The organism is Dehalococcoidia bacterium (assembly GCA_025060295.1).
Lineage (GTDB): Bacteria > Chloroflexota > Dehalococcoidia > Lucifugimonadales > HRBIN23 > HRBIN23.
In genome coordinates, this window is sequence record JANXCH010000006.1 from 39,461 (window position 1) to 54,609 (window position 15,149).

19 protein-coding genes are annotated in these 15,149 nt (G+C 63.1%); 16 read left to right on the plus strand and 3 right to left on the minus strand.

The window, feature by feature from the left end; translation table 11 throughout:
• Nucleotides 1–24 precede the first annotated feature (24 nt).
• Both queF and NZ951_03105 read left to right on the plus strand, forming a co-directional pair.
• Nucleotides 25–435 (plus strand): preQ(1) synthase, encoded by a 411-nt coding sequence (queF, locus tag NZ951_03100; protein MCS7206908.1) that lies wholly within the window; start codon nucleotides 25–27, stop codon nucleotides 433–435.
• A 71-nt stretch (nucleotides 436–506) separates the two neighbouring features.
• On the plus strand, nucleotides 507–1,241 hold the full coding sequence (locus NZ951_03105; protein MCS7206909.1) for a queuosine precursor transporter: 735 nt from the start codon (nucleotides 507–509) through the stop codon (nucleotides 1,239–1,241).
• Here NZ951_03105 and NZ951_03110 read toward each other — a convergent pair.
• Together NZ951_03110 and NZ951_03115 are read right to left on the minus strand one after the other, a co-directional pair.
• Nucleotides 1,177–1,662, minus strand: coding sequence for a TIGR03668 family PPOX class F420-dependent oxidoreductase (locus NZ951_03110; GenBank protein MCS7206910.1), 486 nt, complete (start codon nucleotides 1,660–1,662; stop codon nucleotides 1,177–1,179). The two genes, NZ951_03105 and NZ951_03110, sit on opposite strands and share 65 nt — an antisense overlap.
• Entirely contained in the window at nucleotides 1,638–2,414 is a 777-nt protein-coding gene (locus NZ951_03115; GenBank protein ID MCS7206911.1) for an alpha/beta hydrolase, read from the minus strand. Before NZ951_03115 ends, NZ951_03110 begins: the two co-directional genes overlap by 25 nt.
• Nucleotides 2,415–2,490: 76 nt before the next feature.
• On the opposite strand from NZ951_03115, the gene NZ951_03120 reads away from it, so the two are divergent.
• The 13 genes from NZ951_03120 (at nucleotide 2,491) to NZ951_03180 (ending at nucleotide 12,786) form a co-directional block, all read left to right on the plus strand.
• Nucleotides 2,491–3,492, plus strand: coding sequence for a C-terminal binding protein (locus NZ951_03120; GenBank protein ID MCS7206912.1), 1,002 nt, complete (start codon nucleotides 2,491–2,493; stop codon nucleotides 3,490–3,492).
• 8 nt (nucleotides 3,493–3,500) lie between these two features.
• Entirely contained in the window at nucleotides 3,501–4,769 is a 1,269-nt protein-coding gene (locus NZ951_03125; GenBank protein ID MCS7206913.1) for an SAM-dependent methyltransferase, read from the plus strand.
• A gap of 25 nt (nucleotides 4,770–4,794) precedes the next feature.
• Complete coding sequence (locus tag NZ951_03130; GenBank protein ID MCS7206914.1) at nucleotides 4,795–5,340, plus strand: bifunctional nuclease family protein; 546 nt, start codon at nucleotides 4,795–4,797, stop codon at nucleotides 5,338–5,340.
• Between the two features lie 97 nt (nucleotides 5,341–5,437).
• Entirely contained in the window at nucleotides 5,438–5,656 is a 219-nt protein-coding gene (locus tag NZ951_03135; protein ID MCS7206915.1) for an AtpZ/AtpI family protein, read from the plus strand.
• A gap of 15 nt (nucleotides 5,657–5,671) precedes the next feature.
• A complete protein-coding gene (locus NZ951_03140) occupies nucleotides 5,672–6,583 on the plus strand; it encodes a F0F1 ATP synthase subunit A (GenBank protein ID MCS7206916.1) in 912 nt (303 codons plus the stop codon).
• Nucleotides 6,584–6,733: 150 nt separating this feature from the next.
• Nucleotides 6,734–6,976: an ATP synthase F0 subunit C gene (locus tag NZ951_03145; GenBank protein MCS7206917.1), complete on the plus strand. Its 243-nt coding sequence runs from the start codon at nucleotides 6,734–6,736 to the stop codon at nucleotides 6,974–6,976.
• Between the two features lie 45 nt (nucleotides 6,977–7,021).
• On the plus strand, nucleotides 7,022–7,522 hold the full coding sequence (gene atpF, locus NZ951_03150) for a F0F1 ATP synthase subunit B (GenBank protein MCS7206918.1): 501 nt from the start codon (nucleotides 7,022–7,024) through the stop codon (nucleotides 7,520–7,522).
• A gap of 3 nt (nucleotides 7,523–7,525) precedes the next feature.
• Nucleotides 7,526–8,068 carry a F0F1 ATP synthase subunit delta gene (locus NZ951_03155; GenBank protein MCS7206919.1) on the plus strand — a complete coding sequence of 181 codons (543 nt, stop codon included), beginning with the start codon at nucleotides 7,526–7,528 and terminating at the stop codon, nucleotides 8,066–8,068.
• A gap of 23 nt (nucleotides 8,069–8,091) precedes the next feature.
• The gene (atpA, locus tag NZ951_03160) at nucleotides 8,092–9,651 is read left to right on the plus strand and encodes a F0F1 ATP synthase subunit alpha (GenBank protein ID MCS7206920.1); all 1,560 of its coding nucleotides are present in this window, start codon (nucleotides 8,092–8,094) and stop codon (nucleotides 9,649–9,651) included.
• A gap of 185 nt (nucleotides 9,652–9,836) precedes the next feature.
• Nucleotides 9,837–10,013: a hypothetical protein gene (locus tag NZ951_03165; GenBank protein ID MCS7206921.1), complete on the plus strand. Its 177-nt coding sequence runs from the start codon at nucleotides 9,837–9,839 to the stop codon at nucleotides 10,011–10,013.
• A 1-nt stretch (nucleotide 10,014) separates the two neighbouring features.
• Nucleotides 10,015–10,878 (plus strand): ATP synthase F1 subunit gamma, encoded by an 864-nt coding sequence (gene atpG / locus NZ951_03170; protein ID MCS7206922.1) that lies wholly within the window; start codon nucleotides 10,015–10,017, stop codon nucleotides 10,876–10,878.
• A 39-nt stretch (nucleotides 10,879–10,917) separates the two neighbouring features.
• Nucleotides 10,918–12,321: a F0F1 ATP synthase subunit beta gene (atpD, locus tag NZ951_03175; protein ID MCS7206923.1), complete on the plus strand. Its 1,404-nt coding sequence runs from the start codon at nucleotides 10,918–10,920 to the stop codon at nucleotides 12,319–12,321.
• 12 nt (nucleotides 12,322–12,333) lie between these two features.
• Complete coding sequence (locus tag NZ951_03180; protein MCS7206924.1) at nucleotides 12,334–12,786, plus strand: F0F1 ATP synthase subunit epsilon; 453 nt, start codon at nucleotides 12,334–12,336, stop codon at nucleotides 12,784–12,786.
• On the opposite strand, the gene NZ951_03185 is transcribed toward NZ951_03180, so the two are convergent.
• Nucleotides 12,783–13,460 (minus strand): redox-sensing transcriptional repressor Rex, encoded by a 678-nt coding sequence (locus tag NZ951_03185; protein MCS7206925.1) that lies wholly within the window; start codon nucleotides 13,458–13,460, stop codon nucleotides 12,783–12,785. The genes NZ951_03180 and NZ951_03185 overlap by 4 nt on opposite strands.
• Nucleotides 13,461–13,719: 259 nt before the next feature.
• Between NZ951_03185 and NZ951_03190 the strand changes: the two genes are divergently transcribed.
• Nucleotides 13,720–15,096 carry a bifunctional folylpolyglutamate synthase/dihydrofolate synthase gene (locus tag NZ951_03190; protein MCS7206926.1) on the plus strand — a complete coding sequence of 459 codons (1,377 nt, stop codon included), beginning with the start codon at nucleotides 13,720–13,722 and terminating at the stop codon, nucleotides 15,094–15,096.
• The last annotated feature ends 53 nt before the right edge of the window (nucleotides 15,097–15,149 follow it).

The following is a 15,149-nucleotide window of genomic DNA, read 5'->3' on the forward strand; positions in this document are numbered from 1 at the left end:
GGCTGTATGTCCCGCATCCCTGACTTGCAGGAGAAATATGAGCGCCTCGACCGCAAACTGCCCATGAAGGGCGAGGAGGCCATAGACAGCGCCAGCCTTCTGGCCTTTGACTACGCGTATCCCGACCAGCCCGCTGAGGTGACCATTGAAACCGATGAGTTTACGGCGGTGTGCCCCTGGACGGGCCTCCCGGATTACGGCAAACTGACTATTACCTATGTGCCACGCTACGCATGCGTGGAACTTAAGTCCTTGAAGTACTACCTCCTGTCCTTTCGGGATGTGGGCATCGTTCAGGAGCACGCCGCCAATCGCATACTGCGCGACCTGGTGGCTCTGTGTCGGCCGCGCTGGATGCGGGTGCGCCTAGACTACAAGGTGCGCGGGGGCATCCACACCACCGTCACGGTGGAGTATCGGGAGCCAACCGCCTAGGCACGCTTCAGGCTGTGCACGGCGGGCAGCCACCTGTACCCATTCCCCTTGATGCTATGGGGTAGGAGACGATGCCCTCCTCTCCGCGCTTCCTAGTGGTGGCTGGGCTTTTCCTGACCGCCCTTATCACGGCCAACATCACCGCGGTGAAGTTATTCCAGGTGGCCTCGGTGTCCCTCCCCTGGGGGGGACAGGTGCTGGTGGTTCTGCCCGCGGGGGTGCTGGTGTTCCCCCTGAGTTACATCGTCAACGATGTGCTCACGGAGGTCTATGGCTACCGTAGCGCGCGGGCGGTCATCTGGCTGGGCTTTTTGTGCAATGGGGTGGCGGTGCTGTTCATCTGGCTCGGGGGCCTTTTGCCCCCCGCTCCCGGCTGGGAGGGGCAGGAGGCGTATCAACGCATCTTGGGCTATACGCCTCGCCTGGTGGCCGCGTCCTTCGCCGGCTACCTGGTGGGGGAACTGGCCAACGCGCGTGTGCTGGCGCGTCTGAAGGTGGCCACGCGGGGGCGGTGGCTGTGGTTTCGCACCATCACCTCCACCCTGGTGGGGCAGGGCCTGGACTCCCTGGTATTCATCACCATCGCCTTTGTGGGCACGGTGGGTGCGGGCCTGCTGGTGCAGATCGTCATCACCCAGTGGCTAGCCAAAAGCCTCTATGAGGCTCTAGCCACCCCCTTGACTTACCTGGTGGTGGGCTACATCAAACGCCGTGAAGGGGTGGACACCTACGACTACGGTCTTACCGTGAACCCGCTGCAGGTTCTGCGGGGGGGGCAAAAGTCTCCAGGTTCCCCCACCCGATAGCCCGTGTAACTTCTACGGCAATGAGGGGTGGTGTCCCCAAAGGCAGGTGGCGGTATTGGGGATACTTGTCCTGCAAAGCCGTTACGGCTGCGGAGTAGTCCTCCCCCTGTGTCTGCAGGGAGGCGTGCCCCAGAAGGAGCACATAGGCCAGCCGCTCCCAATCCTCATCCCAGTGGTCCACCAGAAAGGCCACGCGCGGGTTGGCGCGGATGTTGCGCACCCGCTTGAGGTCTAGAGGGTTGACCCGCTTGGGCTTGGTGTCCAGGGGGATGAACAGGCGTCGCCCTTGCACCACGAACACCACGGGCACCAGGTGGGGCTGGCCGTAAGCATCGGCTGTGGCCAAGAACCCTCTGCGGGCCGACGCTACCACCCGCCACAGGACGTCACCGTCCCCTAGAGGCCGAGATCCTCCAACCACTTCAGCACCAGGAGGTTGAACAGGTCCGGTTGGTCAATATTGGAGCCGTGCCCTGCTTTGGGGATGAACGAAAGAAAAGACCCCTTGATATGCTGGGCCATATAGTAGGATGCGGCAATGAAAGGCTTATCGCGGGTGCCGCACAGGATAAGTGTGGGGGCGGTGATTTTGTCTAGGGGGAGCATGGGGATGTTGGCCATCACTCGGCGGGCTACGTGGGCCAGCCCGATGGGGTTCAGGCGACGCATCACCTCTGGGGGCGTGTAGTAGTCGTCCACAGCGTAGGGGCTGCGCATGAAAGCCTCCATCCCCCCCGTCTCCAATAGACGTGCGCGCTCCTCGCACTCCGTGTTCCAGTCCGCCAGGCGTTGGGGGTTGCGGAAGCCGGGGCCCGTGTCCATCAGAATAAGGCTTTTGACCATCTCCGGGCGGGCCAAAGCGAACTCCATAGAGATGACACCCCCCAGGGAGAGACCCCCCACCACCGCCTCCCGCACCCCCAAGTAACGCAGGAGTTGGTACAAATCCTCTACGGCAATGCTTCGGGAATAGAGGGAGGGGTCGCGGGGTGCCTCGGTTTGACCGTGTCCGCGCATGTCGTAGATAATGAAGCGGTATTTTTGGGAAAGGGCGGGCACCTGGGGCTTCCAGGAGACTGTGGTGCCTGCATATCCGTGGGTAAATACCACGGGATATCCGCTTCCGTGCTCCTCATAGTAGAGGCGGATACCGTTGATGCTGGCGAAGGGCATGCGTCCTCCTTAGCCCGCACGGGGGCGGGGTGCGCTATCATACTACTCTGTAAGCTGTCGCCCAGCAAGGAGGAGTATGACCAGCCCGCGTTTTCGTGTGGTGCACTTGGGGCCGATGAACGATCGGCATGTGGTGGTGGAGAGGGAGGTGTTGAGTGCCATCGGAGCGGACTTGATCCCAGCGCCCCGTCCCCAAACCGAGGATGACATTTTGCGCCACGCTGGCGATGCCGACGCCATTATAGCTGTCACAGGGCCGTTCACCCGGCGGGTGTTGCACAACCTCAAGCGATGCAAGGTGGTGGTGCGCACCGGTGTAGGGGTGGACACCATTGACATCCCCGCTGCCACCGAGGCGGGTATTGCCATTGTGAATGTGCCGGACCTGTGGACACGGGAGGTGGCCACCCACGCGTTGGCCATGCTTCTGGCCCTTGCACGCCGACTGAAGGCACTCGACCAGGCGGTGCGGGAGAACCGCTGGCGCTCGGTTCTGGAGCCTCCCGTGCCCCACTTCTACGGCCAGACGGTGGGCATCGTGGGGTTAGGGCGCATCGGCCGTGCCTTCGCCCGACGGGCCAGGGGCTTTGAGTTCCGCATCATCGCCTACGACCCCTATATCCCCCGCTCGGTCTTTGACGAGGAGGGGGTGGAGCCTGTCGCCTTCCCCGACCTTCTGCGCCAGTCGGATTTCGTCACTATCCACACCCCCTTGACGCCCGAGACGCGCCATATGTTCAACGCTTCCACTCTGCGCCTGATGAAACCCAACGCCATCCTGGTGAACACCGCTCGGGGCGCCGTCATAGATGAAAAGGCCCTCATCCGCGCTTTGCAAGAGAGGTGGATCGCCGGGGCGGCGTTGGATGTGTTGGAGCAAGAGCCTCCCGCCCCCGACAACCCTCTGCTCCAGATGGACAATGTGCTCCTCTCCCCCCATGCGGCCTATTACTCGGACAAGGCGGTGGAGGGCTTGCCCCGCCGTTGTGCCGAAGAGGTGGCGCGGGTGTTGCAGGGGCGGATGCCTCTGCACCTGGTCAACCCTGCTGTGGGCGAGCGGTTAGCCCTGCGCCCATAGGAGGGCCTGTGCCCCCCACGTTAGAGGACATTGTCCGCCGACGCATTCAAGAGAAAGGGCCTATCCCCTTCGCCGAGTTCATGGAGATGGCCTTGTATCATCCCGCGGGTGGGTATTACCGGCGGGGGAAGGGGCGCGGGGCGAGAGGGGATTATTTCACCAGCCCCCAGGCTCATCCCGCTTTTGGGGCCCTTTTGGCTGTGCAAGTGTACCAGGTGTGGGAAGTGCTGGGGAGGCCGTCGCCTTTTGTGGTGGCGGAGCAGGGAGCGGGGGATGGCCTTTTGGCCCTCGCCTTTATGGACTTCGCTGAGCGCCTGACTGCCTCTTTTGCCCAAGCCCTGCGGTATGTGGCCATAGATCTGGACACCCCTCCCAGTCCTGACTGGGCACGGCAGAGGGGAGGGCAGCGCCTACGCAGCGCCGCGTTGCCTCTGCGGGGCGTGGTGGGGTGTCTCATAGCCAATGAGATGGTCGACGCCTTCCCGGTGCATCGCTGGCGTGTGAAGGGCGGGTCGCTGGAAGAGGCGTATGTGGCGCTCCGGGGGGACGGTCTGGGTGAGATGTGGGGGCCTCCGTCCACCCCTGCTCTGGAGGCGTGGGTGCGGGCTTTGGGGATCCCTCTTGTGGAGGGAACGGAGGGGGAGGCGTGCGTGCGGTTGCCAGCCTGGACAAGGGATCTGGCAACTGCCCTGGGACAGGGCTTGGCTATCATCATAGACTATGGGGGTATGCCAGCGGAGCTTTACCGCACGGGGCGTGGGGGCACCGTGAGGGCCTTCCGCCAGCACATGGCCACGGGCGATCTGTATCGGCATGTGGGCCAGCAGGACATCACCGCCTCGGTGGACTTTGCGTCCCTGGTGCGCTGTGCGCGGGAGGCAGGCTTGGAGGTGATGGGGTGGGTGCGTCAGAGGGTGTTCCTACGCAACTTGGGGTGGGATGCCTTGCGGCGCGCTCTTGTGGCGTCCCGTTTGCCCCCAGCCGAAGCCGAAGCCAACCGCTTCGGTCTGCAAGCCCTGGTGCAGGAGGAGGGGCTTGGGGGGTATGGAGTGCTCCTGCTGGGAAAAGGGGTGCCTTCGTTCCCCGTGTGGGGGGTAGATGGTCTATCCCCGGACGGGGTAACCCTCGTGCAGGGGGCATTGGCGGGTGGCGTTCCTCTGCTCACCCCTGCCCATGCCCCCCTGCTGCAGGGGCGCTACCCCCATCAGGCCGTTGGGGCGCAGGCGTTGGAGGTGTGGACACCGTCTTGCACCCGCCAGAGGGGCGCCGTATCATGAGCGTTGACGGTGAGGAGTGTGGGCCATGCAGGAGATGGTGATAGACAGCATCCGGGTCAGCCTGATGAACTACCAGCGGGTGGTCATTCTCAAAGAGAAGGGGGCGGACCGTTACCTGCCCATCTGGATTGGCCCTGCGGAGGCGGACTCCATCGCCATCAAGTTGCAGGATGTGCAGGTGCCCCGTCCCCTCACCCATGACCTTCTGCGCAACATTATTTACGCGCTCGGGGCGCGGGTGGCTTATATCGTGGTCAACGACCTGAAGGACGACACCTTCTACGCCAAAATCGTTTTGGAAGTGGATGGGAAGTCTTTGGACATCGATGCCCGTCCCAGCGATGCCATCGCCATTGCAGTGCGGGTGAACGCCCCCATCTATGCCGAGGAGTCGGTGCTGGAGAAGGCCGGCATCCCTGGCACGAAGGAGGGAGAGGCCGAGGGTGAGGTGCGTTCCAAAGGGGAGAAAGTGGAGAAAGTGACCGAGGAGGAGATGCGCAAACTGGGTGCCTTCAAGGAGTTCATTGAGGGCTTGAACCTGGAGGACCTGGGCAAGGGGAAGACCTCTTGACCCGAGGGGACACGGGCTCGACGAGTTCGGAGGGGGCGGGTGGTATTGACCTGCCCCCTCCCTCTGTGATAAACTGCACAAGCGTGGAGGAGGGGGTGTGGCCTGGTGGGTTCCTGCCCTGCGCGTTGCTGGGATAGGCTTCTATATAGCCCTTTCCATCGTGGGGGGAATCGGGGGGGGCTGGCTCCTAGATAAGTGGTTAGGGACAAAACCGTGGCTCACCTTGGGGGGAGTGGTGCTGGGGAGTGTGGTGGCCTTCTACGGGGTCTACCGGATGGTGGCACCCCTCCTCCGAAACGGTGCGCCCAAGAATTAGGGAGGACGACACTCCGTGGGTCGGGGCACACGCTGGCTGGTGCTAGCGGCCCTGGTGGTGGGGGCCCTGGGTCTGGGCGGTTTGCTGACCGGGGCCATCGGCTCCGCTTTCCTGGGGCGGGAGCCGTTGCTGCATCGTCCTCACGTGCACCTGGCGGCCGATATTTTGCCCTGGAGCATAGGCCCCTTCCCGCTACGGAACACCCTCCTCTCGGCGTGGTTGGCCACCCTGGTGATTGTGGTGCTGTTCGTTGGGGGGGCGCGCACGCTGAAGATGGTGCCTGGCCGGTGGCAGAACCTGATTGAGGTGTTCATTGAGAGCCTTTACCGCTTCATTGAGAGCGTCGTGGGCACTAAATACGCCCGCGCCTTCTTCCCCGTCATCGCCACTATATTCATCTTTGTGGCTTTCAACGCCTGGCTGGCCCTTCTGCCTATTTATCCCTCCCTGGGCTTCAAAGAGAAGGTGGTCAAAGAGGGGCACGTTGAGACGGTATTCGTCCCCCTTCTGCGCAGTGCGGGGACGGATCTGAATATGCCCCTGGCCCTTGCGCTGGTATCCTTCGTTTTTGTGGAGTTTTGGGGCTTCCGCGCCCTGGGTTTGGCGTACTTGGGGAAGTTCATCCGATTGGGCAACCTCCTACGGGGCAAGATTTTTCAGGGATTTGTGGATCTTTTCGTAGGTGTCTTGGAGCTGGCTAGCGAGTTCATTCGCATTGTGAGTTTTACTTTCCGTTTGTTTGGGAACATGACCGCTGGGGAAATTCTCCTCCTCGTGTCGGCCTTTTTGGTGAGTTTTGTGTTCTCCGTGCCCTTCTACGGGCTGGAAATCCTGGTAGGCTTTGTGCAGGCGCTGATCTTTGCCGGCCTGACCACGGTATTCGTGGCCCTGGCGGTGGCCGAGCATGGCGAAGGGGAGCATCATTAGGAGGGATATATGACGTTCGTTCTTTTCCTTACCTTCGGATTGGTGGTGTTGGCAGTGTTGGGGGCAATGCTGGCGGTAGTGTTCGCTTTGTACACTAAAGATTAGGGCCCCACGAAGGGCCACCACAAACATAACCAGGAGGTTCGCTCTATGCCTGAAGCACTCAGCCCCGAAGCGGTCAAGATGCTGGCGGCCGGTCTGGCTATCGGGTTAGGATTGTTGGGGCCGGGGTTGGGGATTGGCCTGCTGGGGGCGGCGGCCATGAACGCCCTGGGGCGCAACCCCGAAGCGCGGGGCGCTATCTTGACCAACATGATTTTGGCCATCGCCTTCGCCGAGGCTTTGGGCATCTACGCCCTTATCGTGGCGGTCATCCTCGCTATGGTGGCCTAGCAACCCGAGCGTTCGGTACATTCCTGCCCACCAGGAAGGAGCGGTATGGCCCAACTGGGGTTTGATATCCCCAGCCTCGTCGCATACCTGATTAACTTCTCCATCCTCCTGGCCATCCTGTACTTCTTTGTCTACAAGAGGGTGCTGGGGATGCTGGATGCCCGCTCCCAGCGTATTAAGGAGGCCATGGAGGAGGCGGAGCGGGTCAAAAAGGAATCGGCCCGCGCGCAGGAGGAGATGCAGAGGCAACTGGAGCAGGCCCGCCGGGAGAGTCAGGCTATCTTGGAGCAGGCCCGCCAGATGGCCGAGCGCTACCGGGAGGAGGAGCGTCAGCGCGCCCGCCAAGAGGTGGAGGCTACTTTGGAACGTGCCCGCCGTGAAATCCAGGCGGAACGGGATGCGGCCATTGAAGAGGTCCGCCGCCACTTCGCCGACCTTGCCGTCCGGGCGGCGGAGCGTGTCTTGGAGCGCAGTCTCGACCGGGAGGCGCACCGCCACCTGGTGGAGCGGGTGCTGGACGAGGCCGAAACCCTGCGGAGGACCTAGTCCGTGCCGGGACGCAGCCTTCCCTCCCCTAAACGGTATGCCCAAGCCGTCTGGGACATCGCCAGGGAGCAGGGCACGGTGGACACCTGGCGGAGGGATCTGCAGGCGATGGCCGAACTAGCCCGCCGCGAGGAGGTGGTGGCTTTTCTGGATAACCCCAGTATCCCCGTGGCGGAGCGAGTGGCTCTGGTGCGCCAGATGCTTCCCGACTTGGGGCCGTTGGCGTACAACCTGGGAGCACTCCTGGCGGAGCGGCAGGGCTTCCGCACTTTGCCCCTTCTTTTCCAGGAGTTTCAGCGCTTGGCCGACGAAGCGGAGGGTATCCTGCGGGTGGAGGTAACGGCAGGGGCACCCTTGACCGATAGCGACCAGCAAGACCTGGCCGAGCGCCTGGGGCGCACCCTGGGGAAACGGGTTGTCCTGTCGGTGCGCACTGACCCCTCCCTCCTGGGGGGTGTGGTGCTCCGCATCGGCGACCGGGTGCTGGACGGCAGTGTGCGGGGACGTCTCCAGGCCCTGCGCAAGACCCTGGTGGAGGTCGGGTAACACTTCGGCTGTGGAGGAAGCCCATGACCATCCGTGGACAGGATATCGTCAGCGTTCTGCGCCGACAAATTGAGGGCTACGAGGCCCGAGTGAGTATGGTGGAGGTGGGGACGGTGGTGGAGGTGGGAGACGGCATCGCCCGGGTGCACGGCCTGGCGGGATGCCGCTACAGCGAACTGGTGGAGTTCCCCGGCGGGACCCTGGGGATCGCCCTCAACTTGGAAGAGGATAGTGTGAGCGTCGTGCTCCTGGGGGGCGAGGCGGAGGTGAAAGAGGGAGACACCGCCCGCACCACCGGCCGCATCATTGAGGTGCCGGTGGGGGAGGCCCTCTTGGGGCGTGTGGTGGACGCCTTGGGCCGCCCCCTGGACGGCAAAGGCCCTATCAAGACCTCCCGCTTCCGCCCCGTGGAACGAGTCGCCCCCGATGTTACCAAGCGCAAGAGCGTGGACACCCCCGTCCAGACGGGCATCAAGGCCATTGACGCCATGATCCCCATCGGGCGCGGCCAGCGGGAGCTCATTATCGGCGACCGTTCCACAGGAAAGACTGCCCTGTGTCTGGACACCATCATCAACCAGAAGGGACAGGACCTCTACTGCATCTATGTGGCCATCGGTCAGAAGGCGGCTAAGGTAGCCCAGGTGGTGGGCATCCTAGAGCAGTATGGAGCCTTGGAGCATACCATCGTGGTGGTGGCCAGCGCCGCGGACTCCGCCGCCCTCCAATACCTGGCACCCTACGCCGGGTGCGCCATGGGCGAGGAGTTCATGGAGCAGGGCAAGGACGCCCTGGTGATCTACGACGATCTGACCAAGCACGCCTGGGCCTACCGCCAGTTGTCCCTGCTCCTGCGCCGGCCGGCGGGACGGGAGGCCTACCCAGGGGATGTGTTCTACCTGCACAGCCGCCTTTTGGAGCGCGCCGCCAAACTCCACCCCGACTATGTGCGGGAACTGGCCGCCCAGCAGGGAATCCATTTGCCCCCAGACCACAACCGAGGCTCCTTGACGGCCCTGCCCATTATTGAGACCCAGGCAGGGGACATCTCCGCTTACATCCCCACAAATGTCATCTCCATTACCGACGGGCAGATCTATCTGGAGACCGACCTGTTCAATGCGGGCATTCGCCCCGCCATCAACGTGGGGTTGTCGGTGTCCCGCGTGGGGGGGGCTGCCCAGACCCGCGCCATGAAGCGCGTCGCAGGACGCCTGCGCCTGGACCTGGCCCAGTACCGGGAGTTGGCCACCTTCGCCCAGTTCGGCACCGCCGACTTGGACCCCACCACCCGCCGCCAACTGGAGCGGGGCCAGCGCATCACCGAGGTGCTCAAACAGCCCCAGTTCCAGCCCGTCCCCTTGGAGCACGAGGTGATGGTGATTTACGCCGTAGTGAACGGCTACCTGGACGATGTGCCCATCCCCCAGGTGCAGCGGTGGGAGGCCGAGTTCCGCCGCTTCATGGACACCGCCCACCCCGAGGTGGGGCGCGCCATCCGAGAGAGTAAAGACCTGACCAAAGAGACCGAGGAGGCCCTCAAGAAGGCCATCACCGAGTTTAAGCAGGGCTTCAAGGCATAGGGGGCGGTATGGGGACACCGTTGGTGGTCCAATTGGTGGTAGTGTTGGCAATTATCGGGGCGGTGGCCCTTTTTGCAGCCGGCGTGGTGATGGGGAATACGGCCTTGGCCGCGGGGTCATTTGTTGGGGGGCGCTCCTGGCGGCTTTTTTCGTGTTCGCCCTCCGACGCTAACACGTGAACCCCAATGGAGCAGAAGATAACTTGGACGATGTTGATTGTCATGACCCTCGCCCTTTTAGGGTGCAGTCTCTTTATCTTGCTCTCCAAGACTTTTACGGCTGATAGAGAGAAGTGGGCCACTGGTGTGATCGGGGGCCTCATGGGCTTCTGGTTCAACGAGGCTCCCAGGGTGAAGAGGTAGCATGCCTACCCTACGGCAAATCCGCCGGCGCATCCGCAGTGTCCAGAACACGGCCAAGGTAACAAAGGCCATGGAGATGGTGGCCGCCGCCAAGATGCGGCGCGCTCAACAGGCCACCCTGGCTGGCCGCCCCTATGCCCAACGCATTTTGGAACTTCTGGGGCACCTGGCAGCCCAGCCAATGGAGGAGGAGAACATCCCTCCCCTCCTCCAGCGGCGGCCTGTGCAAAGGGTGGAACTGGTGCACATCACCCCCGACCGGGGTTTGTGTGGTGCGCTCCCCAGCAACCTCAACCGCACCGCGCTACGCTTTATGCTGGATCAGCAGGTGCCGGTGAGCGTCATCGCTGTGGGACGCAAGGGGCGGGACTTCATGGCCCGCTACGGGCGCGACCTGCGCGCCGTGTTCACCAACTTGGGCGACCGCCCTACCATCGCTGACCTGCGCCCCCTCCTACGCCTAGTGATAGATGACTTCACTTCCGGCTACGCCGATGCCGTTTACCTGGTGTATGCCCAGTTCGTGAATACCGTCGTGCAAAGGCCCGTGGTGCAACAACTGCTCCCCGTGGTGCCGGCCCGTCTGCCCCCCGGCACGACCGTGGGCTACATCTACGAGCCGCGCAGTCTAGAAGTGCTGGAGGCCCTCCTGCCCCGCTATGTGGAGATGGAGGTCTACCACGCCGTTCTGGAGAGTTTGGCCAGTGAGCATTCGGCCCGTATGGTGGCTATGCGCAACGCCACCGATAACGCCAAATCCCTGGTGCGGGAACTGACACTCCTGGCCAACAAGGTGCGCCAAGAGACCATCACCAAAGAGTTGCTGGACATTATCGGCGGCACGTTGGGGTTGAGGACCCGCTAAAGCCTCACCTGCCGCTTGAGGAACAAAGGAGGTGTCGCCATGGGGAAGGGAACCAAAGGGAGAGTGGTGCAGGTTATCGGCACGGTGGTGGATTGCGAGTTTCCCCCCGGGGACCTGCCGAAGGTGATGAATGCCCTGGAGGTAACCTTTGATGGGCGCAAACTGGTGCTGGAGGTCCAGCACCACATCGGGAACAACCGGGTGCGCTGCCTGGCCCTGGGGCCCACCGACGGCCTCGCCCGAGGGGTGGAGGTGGTGGACACCGGCGATGCTCTTAGGGTGCCGGTGGGGCGTGGGGCCCTGGGACGCCTGTTCAATGTGCTGGGGGAGCCTCTGGACGGTCTAGGCGAGGTGCGAGCCGAGGACTACTGGCCCATCCACCGCCCTCCTCCCCCCATCCAGGAGCAGCAGACCCGCACCGAGATGTTGGAGACGGGCCTGAAGGTCATTGACCTTATCACTCCCTTCACCAAGGGGGGCAAGATTGGGGCCTATGGCGGGGCAGGCGTGGGCAAGACCGTCATTATTATGGAACTGATTCACAACATCGCTACCTACCATAAGGGCTTCTCGGTGTTTGCGGGGGTGGGGGAGCGCTCCCGGGAGGGCAACGACCTGTGGTATGAGATGCGCGCCTCGGGGGTGCTGAAGAACGCTACCCTGGTATTTGGCCAGATGAACGAGCCTCCGGGGGTGCGCGCGCGGGTGGCCCTGACGGGCCTCACCATGGCCGAATACTTCCGGGATGTGGAGGGGCAGGATGTGCTCCTGTTCATTGACAACATCTACCGCTACATCCTGGCGGGGATGGAGGTGTCGGCTCTGCTGGGGCGCATGCCCTCGGCGGTGGGCTACCAGCCCACCTTGGCCACGGAGATGGGTGCCCTGGAGGAGCGCATCACCTCTACCAAGCGGGGGTCCATCACCTCCTTCCAAGCCATCTATGTCCCTGCCGACGACTATACAGACCCGGGCATTGTGGCCACCTTCGGCCACCTGGACGCTGTCATCGCCCTGGAGCGCTCTATCGCCGAGCAGGGCATCTACCCGGCGGTGGACCCCCTAACCTCCACCTCCCGCATTCTGGACCCGGCTATCGTGGGGCAGGAGCATTATGAGGTGGCGCGGGGTGTGCAGCGTGTCCTCCAGCGCTACAAGGACTTGCAGGACATCATCGCCATCCTGGGTGTGGAGGAGTTGTCGGAGGAGGACAAACTGACGGTAGCCCGCGCCCGCAAGATTCAGCGCTTCCTTTCCCAGCCCATGTTCGTGGCGGAGCCGTTTACGGGGCGCGAGGGGCGGTATGTGCCGGTGAAGGAGACAGTGCGGGGCTTCAAGGAGATCCTGGAGGGGAAGCACGACGACCTGCCCGAGCAGGCCTTCTATATGGTGGGCACCATTGAGGAGGCACGGGAGCAGGCCAAGAAGATGGGGGCGATCTAAGGGGGGTGGTCTATGCCCAAGATGCGTTTGGAGATTGTTACGGCCGAACGGGTGGTGTTTAGCGACGATGTGGACCTGGTGGTGGCCCCCGGGGTGGAGGGGGAACTTGGCATCCTCCCCCATCACGCTCCTCTGTTGACCATTCTCCAGCCCGGAGAAATTCGGGTGGTCAAGGAGGGTAAGGAGCAGTTTATGGCGGTGAGCGGGGGGTTTCTGGAGGTGCTGGGGAATAAGGTTACTATCCTGGCCGACGCCTGCGAATACGCCGAGGAGATTGACTTAGAGAGGGCTCGGCAGGCCATGGAGCGGGCCCAAAAGGCCCTGGCCACCCGTCAGGCTGATGTGGACCTGGCCCAGGCGCTGGCTGCCTTGCGCCGAGCCCAGGTGCGGATGGCTGTGGCGCGTCGGCGGCGTGCCGCTGGCGGACCACCCCCCGGTGCACCCCTGCCTGGGGCGGGCCCTTAGCGCTGCGGGGTTGTGGGGACCTTGTGGGACGCGCGGGCCTCGGCGGTCAGGTAGTAGGTCATGGCCTGGAGGGCCAGCACAGGGTCTATGGTCTGCACCCGCACGCCGGGGGGCACCTTAGGGGTAATGGGGGCGTAGTTCAGGATGGCCCGAATGCCCGCCTGCACGAGCAGGTCAATCACTTCTTGGGCCTGGTCCCGCGGCACCGCCACAATGGCTATCTGAATATCCTGCTGTTTCACTATGCGGGGGAGTTCGCTGATGGGCTGAACCATAAGTCCCCCGATGACTTGCCCAATCTGGCGGGGGTCGTTGTCTAGGGCCGCTACAATCCTGAAGCCCTCCGGGGCGAAGCCGGGATAACTAATAATGGCCCGCCCCAGCCGTCCCACACCGACCACGGCTACATACCAGTCTCTATCTAATCCCAAAATGCTCTGTAAGGCGGTCAAAAGGGTTTGCACATTGTATCCGCTCCCCTGTTTGCCGAAGCGTCCGAAGGCGCTAAGGTCTTTGCGGATTTGCGCAGGGGTGGTATGTAAACGCTCCCCCAAATCCCTGGAACTGACTACCTCTATTCGGCGCTGGGCCAGTTCCTTCAGCGCCCGCACATACAGGGGCAGGCGCTCCACCACCACTTCCGGCACTTCTAATCGTCCTTCTTGTTTGGGCATCCTTGTGCTCTCCCGTGTTCTATTGGCTTCTCTTCCCCTGTGCGCCCTGGGCGAAAGGTATAAGCAGGGATATTCCCCTGGGCAGATCCACATAGGGATCCCCAGGCAGGGGATTGTCTGCACTTATGATATCTGTCTCTAGGCGTGCGGTCAACGCAAATGCTCTGGGTGGGTTCTTTTTCTGTCGTTGACACCCCTTCAACCCCTCTGGTAGCCTGAGGACAGCGTGCCCCGATCCCCAGAAAGGAGACCCCTCACGATGGACTATCGGGAGGCGTTGCGCTATCTGCTGGGTTTAGCCGATTGGGAACGGGTCGCCGTTCCCCGCGGGCAGCGCCCTCGGTATGACCTCAGGCGGATGGACGCTTTGGTGGAGTACCTCGGCTCGCCGCATAAGGCTGTCCCCGCTATCCACATCACAGGCACCAAGGGCAAGGGGAGCACCTCGGCTATGCTGGCGAGCATTCTCACCGCTGCCGGCTATAAGGTGGGGTTGTATACCTCGCCCCACTTGCACACCTTCTGTGAGCGTATCCGCTTCGGCCTGGAGCCCATCGCCCCCGAAGCCTTCGCCCGCTTGGTGGAGAAGGTCCGCCCCGCCGCCGAGGCCCTGGCCCAGGAGGGCACCTGGGGACGGGTGACGACCTTTGAGTTCCTGACCGCTATGGCCTTCGTGGGCTTCCGCGACGCGGGGTGTGAGGTGCAGGTGGTGGAGGTAGGCTTGGGTGGTACCCTGGATGCTACCAACGTCATACCCCCACCGTTGGTGAGCGTGATCACCTCCATTAGCCTTGACCATACGCAGATTTTGGGAGATACGGTGGCCCTTATCGCCCGGGACAAAGCGGGGATTATTAAGCCGGGGAGCCACGCCGTAACAGCACCCCAGGCCGAGGCAGCTATGGAAGAAATCCGCCAGCGCGCCCAGGCCGTGGGGGCACCCCTCATCGAGGTGGGGGCGACCTATCGTTGGGTGCGGGGACCTTGGACACTGGAGGGCCAGCATTTCATCTTGGAAGGCCCTCAGGGGCGGCTGGAGGCATGGCTTCCTTTGCTGGGTGCATACCAGTTGGAGAATGCGGCGTGCGCCCTGGCCGCTATCCAGATTGTGCGCCAGAGGGGTCTTGTCATCCCCGATGCTGCTGTGGTGGAGGGGTTCCGGCGGGTGCGCTGGCCGGCCCGCATGGAGGTGTTACGGCGCCGCCCCTTGGTGGTGGCCGACGGGGCCCACAACCCCTATTCGGTGCAACGGCTGGTGGAGGCGGTGCAGGAGTATTTCGGCCCCCGTCGCGTGCTGGTGGTCTTTGGAGCCTCCTCGGATAAGGATATCGCGGGCATGGCCCAAGCCCTGGTGCCCTTGCGTCCCCTGGTGTTGGCTGCCCAGTCGCGCCACCCCCGCTCGTTAGAGGCGGACGCTTTGCGGAGGGTGTTGGAATCGCAGGGGCTGATGGTGGTGCATGGGGGACGGGTGCAGGATGCTCTGTCCCAAGCCCTGTTCCAGGCGGGGGAGGATGACCTGGTGCTGGCGACGGGCTCCCTGTTCGTGGCGGCCGAGGTGCGGGAGGCACTGTTGGGCATCGCGGCTGAGGTGTATCCCGAAATTCCTCCGGTGCGAGTGAGCGCCGAAGTTCGGTGAGGCGTGTGGGCACGGGACGGCCGCAGCGTGGGTTTCCCCACATAGGACCTTTT

What these genes read in the sequence shown, in the direction of transcription:
- NZ951_03105 (MCS7206909.1), top strand. Translation starts at nt 507, where the DNA reads ATGCCCTCCTCTCCGCGCTTCCTAGTGGTGGCTGGGCTTTTCCTGACC.
- NZ951_03115 (MCS7206911.1), bottom strand. Translation starts at nt 2,414, where the DNA reads ATGCCCTTCGCCAGCATCAACGGTATCCGCCTCTACTATGAGGAGCAC.
- NZ951_03120 (MCS7206912.1), top strand. Translation starts at nt 2,491, where the DNA reads ATGACCAGCCCGCGTTTTCGTGTGGTGCACTTGGGGCCGATGAACGAT.
- NZ951_03130 (MCS7206914.1), top strand. Translation starts at nt 4,795, where the DNA reads ATGCAGGAGATGGTGATAGACAGCATCCGGGTCAGCCTGATGAACTAC.
- NZ951_03145 (MCS7206917.1), top strand. Translation starts at nt 6,734, where the DNA reads ATGCCTGAAGCACTCAGCCCCGAAGCGGTCAAGATGCTGGCGGCCGGT.
- atpF (MCS7206918.1), top strand. Translation starts at nt 7,022, where the DNA reads ATGGCCCAACTGGGGTTTGATATCCCCAGCCTCGTCGCATACCTGATT.
- atpA (MCS7206920.1), top strand. Translation starts at nt 8,092, where the DNA reads ATGACCATCCGTGGACAGGATATCGTCAGCGTTCTGCGCCGACAAATT.
- NZ951_03165 (MCS7206921.1), top strand. Translation starts at nt 9,837, where the DNA reads ATGGAGCAGAAGATAACTTGGACGATGTTGATTGTCATGACCCTCGCC.
- atpG (MCS7206922.1), top strand. Translation starts at nt 10,015, where the DNA reads ATGCCTACCCTACGGCAAATCCGCCGGCGCATCCGCAGTGTCCAGAAC.
- atpD (MCS7206923.1), top strand. Translation starts at nt 10,918, where the DNA reads ATGGGGAAGGGAACCAAAGGGAGAGTGGTGCAGGTTATCGGCACGGTG.
- NZ951_03180 (MCS7206924.1), top strand. Translation starts at nt 12,334, where the DNA reads ATGCCCAAGATGCGTTTGGAGATTGTTACGGCCGAACGGGTGGTGTTT.
- NZ951_03185 (MCS7206925.1), bottom strand. Translation starts at nt 13,460, where the DNA reads ATGCCCAAACAAGAAGGACGATTAGAAGTGCCGGAAGTGGTGGTGGAG.
- NZ951_03190 (MCS7206926.1), top strand. Translation starts at nt 13,720, where the DNA reads ATGGACTATCGGGAGGCGTTGCGCTATCTGCTGGGTTTAGCCGATTGG.